We start from the raw sequence: 14439 nt of genomic DNA, 5'->3' as shown, positions 1-14439 counted from the left end.
CTCAAGCAACCTCGAAGCCCCTGATCCTCAACACGCACTGCTGAGTCGTGCGGTCGGCGTTTCGGGTACTCCTGCATGCCACGAGAGGAGCAGCGTTGCCCGAGCGCAAACCCACCCATGTCATGTCCAGGTCGAGATCATCATCGGCCGGGCGCCTGCGGCCGACGGGGTCGTCCCACCGCACCTAGCCACCGCGGCGTCCGTTTCCCCGGCGGCGAGGACGAGCCGTGCCGCCGGGTGGACCGGCGCGGCTCGGACCGGGGTTCCCGCCTCCCGGCGCGGGACCGGACACGCCGGTCCCGTCCTCCCGCTGCCCGCCGGCCGCGTCTCGGCACGTACCGCGGCGGCGAGGAGACCCTCCCCCGCACGAGCTGTCCCCCGGTCCGGCCGCCCGGACACCGACCGGCCCCTCCGCCCCGACCGGCCCCTCCCCCGACCGGCCCCTCCGCCCCGACCGGTCGTCCGTGAAGCCCCCACCCGTCCATTCCACCCGCCCTGCTGAGGGAGTCGCCATGCCCCAAGAGCGCGCAGCGCGAGACGTGTCCGCCGTCACCGATTTCCTGCTCTCCCGTTTTGCCGAGCTGTTGGACGTGCCCGCGAGCGCGGTGGACCGCCGGGCGCCGATGCACCGGTACGGACTGGACTCGCTGCGGTCGGTGTCCCTCGCGGCCTCGCTGTCCGAGTTCCTCGGCTGGAGGGTCCCGGCCACGTGGATGTGGCAGTACCCGACCGTCGAAGGGCTGGCCCGCGCGCTCGTCGACGGTCCGGGTGCCGCGCAGCCCGTCCCGGGCACGGAGCGCCGCGGGGCCTCGCACGAGCCGGTCGCGATCGTGGGCATCGGCTGCCGGTTCCCCGGCGGTCCGGACCCGTCCTCGTTCTGGCGGCTGCTGGTCGAGGGCGGCGACGCCGTCGGACCGGTGCCGGCCGCGCGGCGCGAGCTCCTCAACGACCGGGTGCGCTGGGGCGGGTTCATCGACGGCATCGACCGGTTCGACCCGCTGTTCTTCGGCATCTCGCCCCGCGAGGCCGTCCAGATGGACCCCCAGCAGCGGCTGATCCTGGAGCTGTCCTGGGAGGCGCTGGAGGACGCGGGCATCGCGCCCCACAGCCTCCTCGGCAGCGACACCGGCGTGTTCATGGCCTCCTGTTGGGGCGACTACGCCGCGCTGGCCCACTACCGCGGCCCCGACAGCCAGATCACCCCGCACACCGCGACCGGCATGCACGACGGCATCATCGCCAACCGGGTCTCGTACATCCTCGGCCTGCAGGGCCCGAGCATGGCCATCGACGCCGCCTGCGCCGGTTCGCTGGTCTCGGTGCACGTGGGGTGCCAGTCGATCCAGCTCGGCGAGAGCGACCTGGTGCTGGCCGGTGGCGTGAACCTGAGCTTCGTCTCCGACTACTACACCGCCATGGACGCGATGGGCGCGCTCGCCCCGGACGGCCGGTGCAAGTCGTTCGACGCCCGTGCCAACGGCTACGTGCGCGGTGAGGGCGCCGGCGTCGTCGTGCTCGCCCCGCTGAGCGTGGCGCTCGAACGCGACCTGCCGGTGTACTGCCTGATCAAGGGCAGCTCCTCCAACAACGACGGTCTGAGCAACGGCATGACGGCGCCGAACCCCCAGGCGCAGGAGAAGATGCTCCGCACCGCGTACCAGCGGGCGGGCATCGCACCGCACCTCGTGGACTACATCGAGTGCCACGGCTCCGCGACGCCCCTCGGCGACCCGATCGAGGCCAACGCGATCGGCGCCGTCCTGGGCGGCGACCGCGCGGAGCCGCTGCGGCTCGGTTCCGTCAAGTCCAACGTCGGGCACCTGGAGGCGGCGGCCGGCATCGTCGGCCTGGTCAAGCTCGCGATGTCGATGCGCAACGGCGTGCTGCCGCCGAGCCTGCACTACAGCGCGCCGAACCCGCAGATCCTGTTCGACGAGTACAACCTGACCGTCCAGGACCGGCTGACGCCGTGGCCGCGACGGTCCGACGCCCGCCGGGGCGGCGTCAGCTCGTTCGGGTTCGGCGGCGCGATCTGCCACGTCGCGGTCGAGGAACTGCCGCGCCCCGAGAGCTCGCTCCTGCTGCTGGCCGCGGACTCGCGGGAGGCGCTGGCCGAGCGGGCGCTGGCGCTGCGCGACGAGGACGACCTGCGCGCGGTCTGCGCCCGGACGCCCGGCGACGGCCCGTTCCGGCTCGCCGCCGCCGCCCGCGACATGGCCGAACTCAGGACCCAGCTCGACGCCTTCGGCAGCGGCGCGACGGCCCCCGGACTGAGCGTCGGGGAGCACACCGGACGCCGGCCGCGGGTGGCGTTCCTGTTCTCCGGCAACGGCTCGCAGTGGGTGGGCATGGGCCGGCAGCTGCTCGCCGGCATGCCCGTGTTCCGCCGGTCCATGACGAGGTCCGACAAGCGGATGCGGGAGCTGCTGGGCTTCTCGCTCGTCGACCAGCTGCTGGCATCCGACGGCCGCATCGACGACATGGACGTCTTCCAGCCGCTGCTGTTCTCCATGCAGGTCGCGCTGGCCGAGACCTGGCGCTCGCTCGGGGTGGAACCGGACGTCGTCCTGGGACAGAGCGTCGGCGAGTTCGCCGCCTCCCACATCGCCGGCGCACTCGACTTCGACGACGCCTCCCGCCTGGCCGCCCACCACGGCCGGCTCCTCCAGCAGCTGGCCGTGGGGCGCGGCGAGGGCATCGTCGTCATGACCTCCGCGGACGAGGCCGAACGGCACCTGACCGGCGGGCTCACCGTCTCCGGCCGCAACGGCCTGAACTCCACCCTGGTCACCGGCACGCCGCAGGAGATCGACGACCTCGTCCGGCGGCTGACCGAGCAGGACGTCACGAACCACCGGGTGCGGATGGGCCACGCCCCGCACTCGGCGCTGGTCGACCACGTCCTCGCCCCGCTGAAGGCCGAACTCGACGGCATCAGGCCCCGGACCACCCGCATCCCGATGATCTCCACGGTCACCGGCGAGATCGTCGACGGCTCGGAGCTCGGGCCGGACTACTGGGCGGACAACCTGCGTCGGGAGATCCGGGTGGTCGACGCCCTGACGAACCTGCGCGGCCACGACATCGACGCGGTGATCGAACTCAGCCCGCACCCCGTCCTGCTCAAGTCGGTGTCGGAGATCCTGACGGCGGCCACGCTGCCCTCGCTCCGGCGCGGCGCCGACGAGGCCGCGACCCTGCTCGGCTCGCTCGGCGCCCTGTACACCGCCGGGCTCCCCGTCGCGGCCCACCCGTTCCTCGCCGGCGACCGGGGGCGGCACGTCGCGCCGGTCCGCGGCGACGCCGCGGCCGACGAGCAGGTGCACCTCGTGCCCGTCACGGCCCGGACGGCGGACGCGCTGACCGACACCTGCCGCGAACTGTCCAACCACGTCGAACGCGACCCTGGCCTGCGGGTCTCCGACCTCGCCTACACGCTCGCCGCCCGGCGCACCCACCACAACCACCGGATCGCCCTGTTCGCCCGCAACCGGCAGGACGTCCTGGACGGACTCGCCCGGGTCGCGGCCGGCCAGGCGCACCCCGACGTCGTCACGGGCACGGTCTCCGGCGGCACCGACCGGCGGGTCGCGCTGGTGTTCTCCGGCGGCGGCACCCAGTGGGTCGGCATGGGCCGCGAGCTCCTGCGCACCCACGCCGGCTTCCGCACCTGGATGAACGCCTGCGACGCCGCCGTGCGCGCGGCCGGCGGCTGCTCGGTGCTCGATCAGCTCGCCGCCCCCGCCGACGGGGCCAGGTACGAGGAGATGGACTTCCAGCAGCCCGTGCTGTTCGCCCTGCAGGTCTCGCTGGCGAAGGTCTGGATCGGGCTCGGCATCCAGCCGACCGCCGTGGTCGGGCACAGCCTGGGCGAGGTCGCGGCCGCCTGCGTCGCCGGCGCGCTGTCGCTGGACGACGCCGCCCGTGTCGTGGTCACCCGGTCGCACCTGCTGGAGCGCAAGGCCGCCGCGGGCGCCATGATCTCGGTCGACCTGCCGGAGGCGGAGCTGCTGCCCCGGCTCGCCCCCTACGCCGAGCACGCGGCCGTCGCCGTGGTCAACAGCCCCACCAGCGCTGCGGTCTCCGGCTCGCCCGAGGCCGTCGACGCCCTGGAGGCCGACCTCAGGCGGGACGGGATCTCGGTCCGGAGGATCCGGGTCGAACGGCCCGTGCACAGCCCCGGCATGGACCCGCTGCTCCAGCCGCTGCGCGCGGGCATCGACGGCATCACCCCGCTGACACCCGGCATCGACTTCCACTCCACGGCGCTGGCCGACACCGTGAACCCGGTCGCCGACATCGACTACTGGGTGCACAACCTGCGCAACCAGGTCCGGTTCGCCGAGACGATCGGTGCGCTGGTCGACCAGGGCATCGGCACCTTCGTCGAGATCGGCCCGCACGAGACGCTGCGCGGCGCGGTCGAGGAGATCGCGCTGACCCGCGGTGCCCGGGTGCACGCGATCAACTCCCTGCGGCGCGACGAGAGCGACGTCCGCTGCCTGCTGGGCGCCGCCGCGTCGCTGTACGTCAGGGGCCTCCCGCTGACCTTCGAGCCGCTGTTCGCCGACGACGTCGAGGTCGTGGAGACCCCGCTCGTCCAGTGGCAGAAGGACCGCTACTGGATCGACACCGACCCCCGGCAGGCACCCGCCACGGCCCCGGCCGTCGGGACCGCGGCCGGTGTCGCGGCCGGTGTCGCGGCCGAGACCCGTCCGGTGGAGGACCGGTCGGCGCAGGGCGCGCCGGCCGCGGACCGTCCCGTGGCGGACCGGCCGGTGGAGGAGGTCGTCCTCGCCGAACTCGCCGACGCCCTGGGCGTGTCGGTGGGCAGGTTCGACGCCGACGCCGGCCTGCGCGACTTCGGCCTCGACTCGATGCTGGCGATCCGCCTCGTCAACCGGATGCAGTCGCTGTTCGGGCACCGGGTCTCGCCGGTGGTGTTCCTGGACGGCCGGAGCATCTCCGAGGTCGTCGGCCACTTCGTCGGGCTCACCGGCGGAGCGGCCGCGGCCGCTCCGGCACCGCCCGCACCGGCCCCGGCACCGACGCCGGTCCCGGTCCCGGCCGCCGCACCCGTCCCCCGGACCGCGCCGGACCGGGCGTTCCTCGACGAGCTGTCCGACCTGGACGCCGAGGAGCTGCTGGACGAGCTGGACGCGCGCGGCCTGCTGGAGGCCACCGACGCCCCGGCCGCGGAGCAGCTGCGCGCCGACGGCCTGGGCCTCGAACTGGCGCCGACCTCGCACGGCCAGGCCTCGCTCTGGTTCATGCAGATGGTCGCGCCGGACGCCGTGCCCTACAACTTCATGGTGACCGCCCGGATCCGGGCCGCCGTCGACGAGAAGGCCCTGGAGCGCGCCGTGCGGGCCGTGCTGGACCGGCATCCCGCGCTGCGCACCCTCTTCGTGGAGGCGGGTGGCAAGCCGTACCAGGTCGTCCTGGACGAACCGGTGTACGAGTTCGTCGTGGCGGACGGCTCCGCGATGGACGACGAGCAGGCCCGCGAGGAGCTGGCCCGGTACGGGCACGAGCCGCTCGACCTGGACAACGGGCCGCTCGTGCGGATCGTCCTCCTGACGCGCGGGCCGGCCGACCACTACCTGCTGGTGCTCGTCCACCACATCGCGTCGGACGCGGCGTCGGCCGACGTCATGATCCGCGAACTCCAGGCCTACTACGAGGGCGCCGACCCCGCCGACAGCGCGCCGGTCGCCCCGTACACGGAGTTCGTCGAGTGGGAGCGGCAGTGGCTGGCGGGACCGGCGGCCGGCGCGGCCCTGGACTGGTGGTCGGGGAAGCTCGCCGACCCGCCCGCCCACCTCGACCTGTCCGACAAGGAGCGGCCGCCGGGCGTCACCTACGAGGGCCGCGACATCGCGTTCCGCTGGAGCGCCGAAGAGACGCGCCTGCTGCGGGAGTTCGCGGTGCGCGAGGGCGTGTCGGTGAGCACCGTCGTGCTGGCCGGGTTCTTCGCCACGCTGAACCGTGCGGTCGGCACCGAGGATTCGGTGCTGGCCACCGCGATCGCCCAACGCGCCGAGCCCGGCTGGGAATCCGCCATCGGCTACTACCTCAACACCGTGCTGGTCCGGGCGAACCCGGCCGGCGACCGCAGCTTCCGCGACCTGCTGCGCGAGGTCCACGCCTTCTCGCTCGGCCTGCTGGAGCACATGAACTACCCCCTCGACCTGCTGGCGTCCCAGCTCAAGCCGCCGCGGGCCGAGGGCCGCTCCCCGTGGTTCGACGTGGTGGTGAACTGGCTGTCCTCGGACGCGTTCCCCCGCTCGGTCAAGCTCTTCCACGGGGTCGGCGACACGCTCACGCCCGACGGCGCGCTGCCGCTCGAACCGCTGCAGGTGCGCAGGCACCTCGCCAAGTTCGACCTGGAGATCTCGATGGCCGACATCGACGGCGAGGTGGCCGGCCACGTCCAGTTCAAACCGAGCTACCTGGAGAGGCCGACCGTGACGGCGCTGCTCGCGCTGTACCGGACCGTCCTCTTCGCCTCGATCGCCCAACCCGACCTGGCCCTCGGCGACATCGCGCCGACCGGCCTCCCCGAGGAGACGGACCAGTGACCGAAACCCTGCACTCCGAGTTCGTCGCGCAAGCGGTCAAGAACCCCGACGCGACCGCGGTCTACTCCGACGCCGGCGTCCTGACCTACGGCGAACTGAACGAGCGCTCCCAGGCGCTGGCCGAGCGGCTGGTCGCCGACGGCGCGGGCCCGGGCGTCCCGGTCGGCATCTGCGTCGAGCGCACCCCCGACCTGCTCGTCGGCATCCTGGCCGCCCTGCGCGCCGGATCCTGCTACCTGCCGCTGGACCCGAACTACCCCGCCGACCGGCTGACCTTCATGGTCCAGGACAGCGGGACCCGCCTGCTGCTCACCACGCCCGCGTCCCGGGCCAGTTGCCCGCCCGGCCCGACCGTGGTCGTGCTCGGGGAGAGCGTGACGACCGAGCCCGGCGCCGAGCCCGTGCCGGTCGTGCCCGAGGACACCGCGTACGTCATCTACACGTCGGGGTCCACCGGCAGGCCCAAGGGCGTGGCCGTCCGGCACGGCGGCTGCGTGGCGATGCTCGCCGAGATGGACCGGGTCCTGGAGGGCTGCGACCTGAGCGGGGTGTCGGCGGCCAGCTCGGTCTGCTTCGACATGTCCGTGATGGAGATCTTCAACGCGCTGTGCCGCGGCGGCGCCGTCGTGCTCGTCGAGAGCGCCGTGCACCTGCCGGAGAGCCGCCACGCCGACCGGATCACCCACCTGAACGTCGTCCCGTCGGTGATGAACAGCCTGCTCGACGCCGGGGCCCTGCCCCCGAACGTGCGCTCGGTCGTGTTCGGCGGCGAGGCCCTGCGCCGCAAGCTGGTGGACCGGACCTACCGGGAGACCGCCGCCGACCGGGTGTTCAACGCCTACGGCCCCACCGAGGGAACCGTGTTCTGCTCGTTCGGGCCGGTGCCCGCGGACGGGACGGGCGAGCCGACGATCGGCCCGCCGACGACCACCGACCTGGTCTACGTGCTCGACGAGAACCTGAAGCCGCTCCCGGCCGGCGAGTCCGGCGAGCTCTACCTCGGCGGCGTCGGCCTCGCCCACGGCTACGTCAACCGGCCGCGCACCACCGCCGAGCGCTTCGTGCCCGACCCGTTCCGGGCCGGCGAGCGGATGTACCGCACCGGCGACGTCGTCGAGTTCACCGAGGACGGCGAACTCCGCTTCCTCGGCCGCACCGACCACCAGGTCAAGCTGCGCGGCTACCGCATCGAGCTGGAGGAGGTCGAGGCCCGGCTGACCGGCTGCCCCGAGGTCCGGGAGGCCGCCGCCGTCGTCCGGGGCAACCGGCTCGTCGGCTACGTCGTGCCCGCCGGCGACGCGGCGCCGCAGGACGGCCCCCGGCTGGACGCCGCGCTCCAGGGCGCCGTCACCGGCAGGCTCGCCGTCGAACTGCCCGACTACATGGTGCCCGCCACGCTCGTGTTCCTGCCCGCCCTCCCGCTCGGGCCGGGCGGCAAGCTCGACCGCAACGCGCTCCCCGAGCCGCCGGCCGCCGGCACCGGCGGGCCGCTGACCGCCGCCGCCACACCGACCGAGGTGGCCCTGTCGGAGATCTGGGGCCAGCTGCTCGACCTCGAACCGTCGGCCATCGACGTCCAGGCCGCCTTCTACGACCTCGGCGGCGACTCGCTGCTGCTCATCCGCCTCGCCCGGCTGATGACCCGGCGCTTCGACCGCCGGGTCCGCGTGCCCGACCTGTTCAGCTTCCGCGACATCTCCTCCCTCGCCCGCTGGCTCGACGACGAGAGCGGCGCCACCCCCGAGGTGGTCCAGTCGGCCCGGGCGCGCGCCACCGCCCGCCGTGCCGCGCTGCGCGGCCGCGGCGGCGCGACCGGTCGCTGAGTCCCCCACTCGAAACGAAGCAGGAGCCTTCCCATGACCGACAGCCCCGAGCAGGACTACGACCCGGGCGATGTGGCCGTCATCGGCATCTCCCTGCGGGCGCCCGGAGCCCGCACCAAGGAACAGTTCTGGGACAACCTCGTACACGGCAGGGAGTCGGTGTCGTTCCTGGCCAAGGACGACATCCACGTCGACGAGACCCTGATCCACAGCCCGTTCTACGTGCGGGCCTGCGGCGTGCTCGACACGTACGACAAGTTCGACCCCTCGGTGTTCGGCATCGGCGACCGGATGGCGGCCGCGCTGACCCCGGAGAACCGGCTGTACCTGGAGAGCGCCTGGGAGGCGCTGGAGGACGGCGGCTACGACCCGGTCCGGCTCAAGGCCGAGGTCGGCATGTACGGCGCCAACAACCCGCAGACCGCCGCGCTCTACAGCTCCCCGCCGGACCGGGTGTCGGTCGGCCCCGAGGCGATCGAGGCCAGCCTGGCGTGGTCGCCGGACACCATGACCTCCAACGCGCTGTACTACATGGGGCTCACCGGCGAGGCCGTCACCGTCGCCTCCGTCTGCGCGGGCTTCCACTACGCGGTCCACCTGGCCTGCCAGTCCCTCCTGCTCGGCCAGACCGACGTGGCGATCGCCGGCGGCGCGATGGTCCGCCTGCCGCACCCCCGCGGTCACCTGTGGGAGGAGAACCGCATCCTGTCGAAGGACGGCCACTGCCGCCCGTTCGACGCCAACGGCACCGGCACCGCGCTGTCCAGCGGCGTCGTCACCCTGCTGCTGAAGCCGCTGGGCCGGGCCGTCGCCGACCGCGACCACGTCTACGCCCTGGTCAAGGGTTCGGCCGTCAACAACAACGGCGTCAGCGCGATGGCGTACGGCCTGGCCCAGCCCGAGCGGCTGAGCGCGTGCATCGCCGCCGCCATGGAGGTGGGCGGCGTCACCCCGGACACCGTGTCCATGTACGAGGCCAACGGGCTCGGCCTGCCGATGACCGACGAGCTCGAAGTGCACGCGGCGGGCATGGCGTTCGGGAAGCAGACGGCGACCACCTCGATCGGCGGGGTCAAGGGCAACGTGGGCCACGGCGGCGTGGTGTCGGGCGGCTTCGGCGCGGTGAAGGCCGCGCTGGCGCTGTACCACCGGACGCTCCCGGCGACGATCAACCTGACGGAGGTCAACCCGGACCTCGACTTCCCCAGCACCCCGTTCGTGCCGCAGGTCGAGGGCGCGGCCTGGGAGCCGGAGGCCGGCATCCGCCGCGCGGGCATCACCTCGATCGGCGGCGGCGGCTACAACGCGCACCTGCTGCTGGAGGAGGCGCCGACGGCCGCCGTCCGCGCCCCCGAGGAGGAGGGCAGGCCACGGCTGGCCACCCTGTCCGCCATGGACGACGACGCGCTGGCCCGTCAGCGCGCCCGGCTCAGGGACCGGCTGGAGGCCGACCCCGAACTCCGGCTGGACGACGTCTGCTTCACCCTCAACCTCGGCCGCAAGGTGATGGCCCGCCGGTGGGCGGCCGTGGTCCGCACCCGTGCGGAGCTGATCGCGGCGCTGTCCGACGACGCACGCGGCCCGGCCACCACGACCGCCGCCGCCCCGCGGACCGACCCCGGCTCCTTCTCGCGCGACGACCACGGGATCGTGCCGTCCGGCACGGACGCGCAGGCGCTGTCCGACCTGGCCGCCGCCTGGGTGACCGGGCAGCAGGTCGACTTCGACGCCCTGCACCGGGGGGAGGCCAGCCACCGCGTGCCGCTGCCCACCTACCCCTTCCAGCCGCGCCGGTTCTGGCGCACGGACTGGTGACCGTGAGCACGCCCGCACTGGACACCCCGGACCCGGCCGCCCCGGAGCCGGCCGCCCCGGAGCCGGCCGCCCCGGACCTGGGCGACCCGGCCACCTTCGCGGACCACGACCTGCACGGGTTCTGGCGCACCCTGCGGGACACCGCCCCGGTGCACTGGAACCCTCCGGCCGACGGCCGCCGGGGGTTCTGGGTGCTCTCCCGCCACGACGACATCATCGCCACCTACCGGGACAACGTGAACTTCACCTCCGAGCGCGGCAACGTGCTCGTCACGCTGCTGACCGGCGGTGACGCCGCGGCCGGCCGGATGCTGGCGGTCACCGACGGCCACCGGCACCACGAGCTGCGCAAGATCCTCCAGCGGGTGCTCTCGCCGAGGGTGCTCGACGAGGTCGCGCGGACGGTCCGGGTCAACACCCGGCAGTGGATCCGCGAGGCGGTCGAGTCCGGCGGCTGCGACTTCGCGGAGCAGATCGCCGGCCGGATCCCGATGACCACCATCTCGAACCTGCTCGGCGTGCCCGAGGAGGACCGGGACTACCTGCTCGGCCTGACCAAGACCGCGCTGTCGGCCGACCACGAGGACGCCGACGACGTCGACTCCGAGATGGCCCGCAACGAGATCCTGATGTACTTCATGGACGTCGTCGAGGAGCGGCGCGAGTCCCCGGGCGACGACGTGATCAGCATGCTGATCGGCAGTTCCGTCGACGGCGTGCCGCTGTCCGACGAGGACGTCGTGCTCAACTGCTACAGCCTGATCATCGGGGGCGACGAGACCAGCCGGCTGACGATGATCGACTGCGTCCGCACGATCGCGGCCCGGCCCGAGCAGTGGCGGCGGCTCAAGCACGGCGAGGTCGCGGTCGAGACCGCCGTGGACGAGGTGCTGCGCTGGGCGTCCCCCACCATGCACTTCGGGCGCAGCGTCGTCCGGGAGACCGAACTCCACGGCGTACGGCTGCGGCCGGGCGAGATCGTCACGCTGTGGCACGCCTCCGGGAACCGGGACGAACGGGTCTTCGCGCGGCCCGAGGAGTTCGACCTCGGCCGGACCCCCAACAGGCACATGGCCTTCGGCTACGGCCCGCACTTCTGCGTCGGCTCGTACCTGGCCAAGGTCGAGATCGCCGAACTGCTCAAGGCCCTGCGGGACTTCACCACCGGCTTCGAGCAGACCGACGAGGCGATGCGGATCCGGTCCAACTTCCTGACCGGGTTCTCCACGATGCCGGTGCGGTTCACCCCCGATCACTCCGGACTGAAAGAGGTCGACTGATGAGCGGCAACCCCTTCGACGGCGGTGAGGGCGACTGGCTGGTCGTGGTCAACGACAGCGGGCAGCACGCACTCTGGCGGCCCCACCTGGAGGTGCCGGAGGGCTGGCGGGTCGTCCACTCCGGCCCGGACCGCGAGGGCGCCCTCGACCACGTCGAGCGGCACTTCACCGCGGCGGCGGGAACGCCGGCGACCTGACGCGGACAGACACCCGGCCAACGACCGCAGGAGCGCGGATGAACATCTACATTTCAGGACAAGGGGCGTTCGCGGTGCAGGTCGCGGAAGCCCTGCTGGACAGAGGGCACAAGATCGTCGGCGCGGCCGCCCCCCGGCTGCGCAAGGGCAAGTCCGACGAGGGCAACGCGATGTGCTGGGACCGCCTGCGCTCCTGGGCCTACCACAGGGACACACCGTGGACGGACTCGGCCGAGCTGCGCGCGATGCACATCCCGGACGGGGTCGACCTCATCGTCGCCGCGCACTCGCACGCCTTCCTCGGCCGCCACACCCGTGCCAGGGCCGCCGTCGCCACCATCGGGTACCACCCCAGCCTGCTGCCGCTGCACCGCGGCCGGGACGCGATCCGGTGGACGATCCGCGACGGCGACAAGGTGACGGGCGGGAGCGTCTACCACCTCACCGAGCGCACCGACGCCGGCCCGCTCGCCGCCCAGGAGCACCTGTTCGTGCCCCCGGGCTCGACGGCGCAGAGCCTGTGGCGCGACCACCTGGCGCCGCTGGGTGTGCGGCTGCTCCTGAAGGTGGTCGCCGACCTCGCCGCGGGCCGGCGGATCGAGGTCCCCCAGGACGAGAAACTGGCGACCTGGGAGCCCGCGATGGGCGCGCCGCCGCTGTTCAAGCCCGAACTCATCGCGCTGCCTGGGACGACGCCGGTCGACAGCAGCAAGTGGGCGCTCCACGAGCGGTGAGACCCGCGTGCCGCTCGGCCCCCGGCCCCGCACCCGCCCCGGGTGCGGGGCCGGGGCGTTCGCGCCGCCGGGGCGTTCGCGCGCCGGACCGGTGACCGCCGGGACCGGCGCGCGTCCTCCGTCCGTCGCCCTGCGCACCGGCGCACCGGCGCACCGGCGCACACGTGCACGCCGATTCGCGCGCCTCCACCGTCTCGACGGGGCCTCTAGAATGAGGGACCATCGCGAGTGGTCGGTCCGCGCACGCACCGAACGTGCGCACGGGGTAAGGGAAGAGGTGTGCCGTGCCCGACGCAGCCTCCGTTGCGTCCACGCTCGCAGCGAAGCTGGACCGGCTGTTCGACGTGGTCCGCCGTCCGGACCGTGAGCAGTACAGCCACGAGGAGGTCGCCCGGGCCTGTCGGGAGGCGACCGGCGAGAGCTTCTCGGCCACCTACCTCTGGCAGCTCCGCACCGGCCGCCGGGACAACCCGACGAAACGGCACCTCGAAGCGCTGGCGCAGTTCTTCCAGGTGCCGCCCACGTACTTCTTCGACGACCGGCAGAGCGCCCGGATCGCCGAGGAGTTGGCGCTGCTGGGAGCGCTGCGCGACGCGGGCGTGCGGGACGTGGCGCTGCGCGCGGTGGCGCTCTCCCCCGAAGGGCTCGGCACGATCAGCGACATGATCGAGGCGATCGCCCGCCGCGAAGCCGGTGGCAGGTAGCGGAAATCGACGTCGAAGCGGTTCTCCCGGCGCTCGCCCGTCCGTAGGATCGCCTCCCGACCGAGGGCGGTCGGACACCAGGGGGTACAGGCGTGGGGCAATCGGGTGGGGTCGATCGCGAACTCTGGCGGCGATGTCGGGGAATCGCGGAGTCGATACCGCTTCCTGAACCGTTCGGCATCACGGCGCTGAGCGAATCGCTCACGCGGCTGCGTGGCAGACCCATCGAACTGATCCCCCTCTCCGGCCCGGCGCCCTCGCCGTGCGGCGTGCTGATCAGCACCGACCGGGCCGACTACATCGGCTACGCGGTCGACACCACCGCACTGCACCAGCAGCACATCGTGCTGCACGAGGTCGGCCACCTGCTCTGCGGTCACACCGGCGGCACGGGCCTGAGCGCGACGGTGGCGCGCGAGCTGGCACCCCGGCTGTCGGAGGAGCTGGTCCGGCGGGTCCTCGGCCGGTCGGTGTACACGGAACGGCAGGAGCAGGAGGCCGAGCTCGTCGCCTCGCTGACGCTGCACCGGGTGCTGCGGCGTCCCCGGCCGACGGCGTTCGGCCGGCTCGGTGACGGGATGGCGCAGTTGTGGCACACGGTCGGTCGGCCCCGGCCGCGGCCCCGGCCGCGCGGCGCGGCGTGGCGCGGGTGACCCGGCTGCCGGCGCCGGCGGCCTGCCTGTCCGGTGCGGCCGCGCTCTGGGAGGACTGGGGCGGACGGGTGCGCGCCCGGCGCGACCACCGCAGACTGGGTCCGCTCTGGTCGGCGGTGCGGTCGGTGCATCCGGAGATCGAACTCGTCACCCAGGACGAGCACTTCGGGCGTGCGGGGAAGCGCCGGCCGGACGTCCGGTTCGCCCTGTACCGGCGGATCATCGAGATCCGGGACGGCCAGCTGTCGCTCCGCTCCCACCTGCATCCTCACGTACCGCTCTGGGTGCGGGAGGTCACCGGACCGGCCGGCACCGGGTCGACCGGCGCCGAGGAGGCCGGCGCCGAGGAGTTCGCCGTCGTGGTGGAGGCTGCCGCCCTCGCCGCCGCGCTGGAGGCGGCCCGGGCCCGGCACCACTTCCCCGCCGGTCCCGGGGAGGGGTTCGTACCGCACCCGCTGGTGGCCGGGCTCCGCGAGGAGGCGGCCTGGCTGGTCAAGGTGGCCGCCGCCTACACCGGTTCACCGGCCGTGGCCCATGTCCGCAGGCGGGTGCGCGAGGAGCTGGCCAGGGCCAGGGCCACGGTGCCGCACTGACGCGCCGGGCACGGGTACGGATACACGCACAGGCACGAACACAGGCACCCGCCGGCCCG

9 protein-coding genes are annotated in these 14439 nt (G+C 73.5%); all 9 read left to right on the top strand.

Features of this window, described 5'->3' with window-relative positions; genetic code table 11:
* Positions 1-512 precede the first annotated feature (512 nt).
* The 9 genes from AC067J_RS26665 (at position 513) to AC067J_RS26625 (ending at position 14380) form a co-directional block, all read left to right on the top strand.
* Positions 513-6581 carry an acyltransferase domain-containing protein gene (locus AC067J_RS26665; protein ID WP_478303265.1) on the top strand — a complete coding sequence of 2023 codons (6069 nt, stop codon included), beginning with the start codon at positions 513-515 and terminating at the stop codon, positions 6579-6581.
* On the top strand, positions 6578-8404 hold the full coding sequence (locus tag AC067J_RS26660) for a non-ribosomal peptide synthetase (RefSeq protein ID WP_478303263.1): 1827 nt from the start codon (positions 6578-6580) through the stop codon (positions 8402-8404). Before AC067J_RS26665 ends, AC067J_RS26660 begins: the two co-directional genes overlap by 4 nt.
* A gap of 33 nt (positions 8405-8437) precedes the next feature.
* On the top strand, positions 8438-10219 hold the full coding sequence (locus AC067J_RS26655) for a beta-ketoacyl synthase N-terminal-like domain-containing protein (protein ID WP_478303261.1): 1782 nt from the start codon (positions 8438-8440) through the stop codon (positions 10217-10219).
* On the top strand, positions 10216-11499 hold the full coding sequence (locus AC067J_RS26650) for a cytochrome P450 (RefSeq protein WP_478303260.1): 1284 nt from the start codon (positions 10216-10218) through the stop codon (positions 11497-11499). The genes AC067J_RS26655 and AC067J_RS26650 overlap by 4 nt, the downstream gene beginning before the upstream one ends.
* The gene (locus tag AC067J_RS26645; RefSeq protein WP_478303259.1) at positions 11499-11696 is read left to right on the top strand and encodes an MbtH family protein; all 198 of its coding nucleotides are present in this window, start codon (positions 11499-11501) and stop codon (positions 11694-11696) included. The genes AC067J_RS26650 and AC067J_RS26645 overlap by 1 nt, the downstream gene beginning before the upstream one ends.
* 38 nt (positions 11697-11734) lie before the next feature.
* Positions 11735-12430, top strand: a complete 696-nt coding sequence (locus AC067J_RS26640) for a formyltransferase family protein (protein WP_478303257.1) — start codon at positions 11735-11737, stop codon at positions 12428-12430.
* 284 nt (positions 12431-12714) lie between these two features.
* Complete coding sequence (locus tag AC067J_RS26635) at positions 12715-13134, top strand: XRE family transcriptional regulator (protein WP_478303256.1); 420 nt, start codon at positions 12715-12717, stop codon at positions 13132-13134.
* Between the two features lie 269 nt (positions 13135-13403).
* Positions 13404-13787 (top strand): hypothetical protein, encoded by a 384-nt coding sequence (locus AC067J_RS26630; RefSeq protein ID WP_478303254.1) that lies wholly within the window; start codon positions 13404-13406, stop codon positions 13785-13787.
* Complete coding sequence (locus AC067J_RS26625) at positions 13784-14380, top strand: DUF6545 domain-containing protein (protein ID WP_478303252.1); 597 nt, start codon at positions 13784-13786, stop codon at positions 14378-14380. The genes AC067J_RS26630 and AC067J_RS26625 overlap by 4 nt, the downstream gene beginning before the upstream one ends.
* Positions 14381-14439: the final 59 nt, after the last annotated feature.

It is taken from the genome of Kitasatospora sp. NPDC042419 (assembly GCF_056437345.1).
This window is presented reverse-complemented; position numbering and strand designations above follow the sequence as displayed.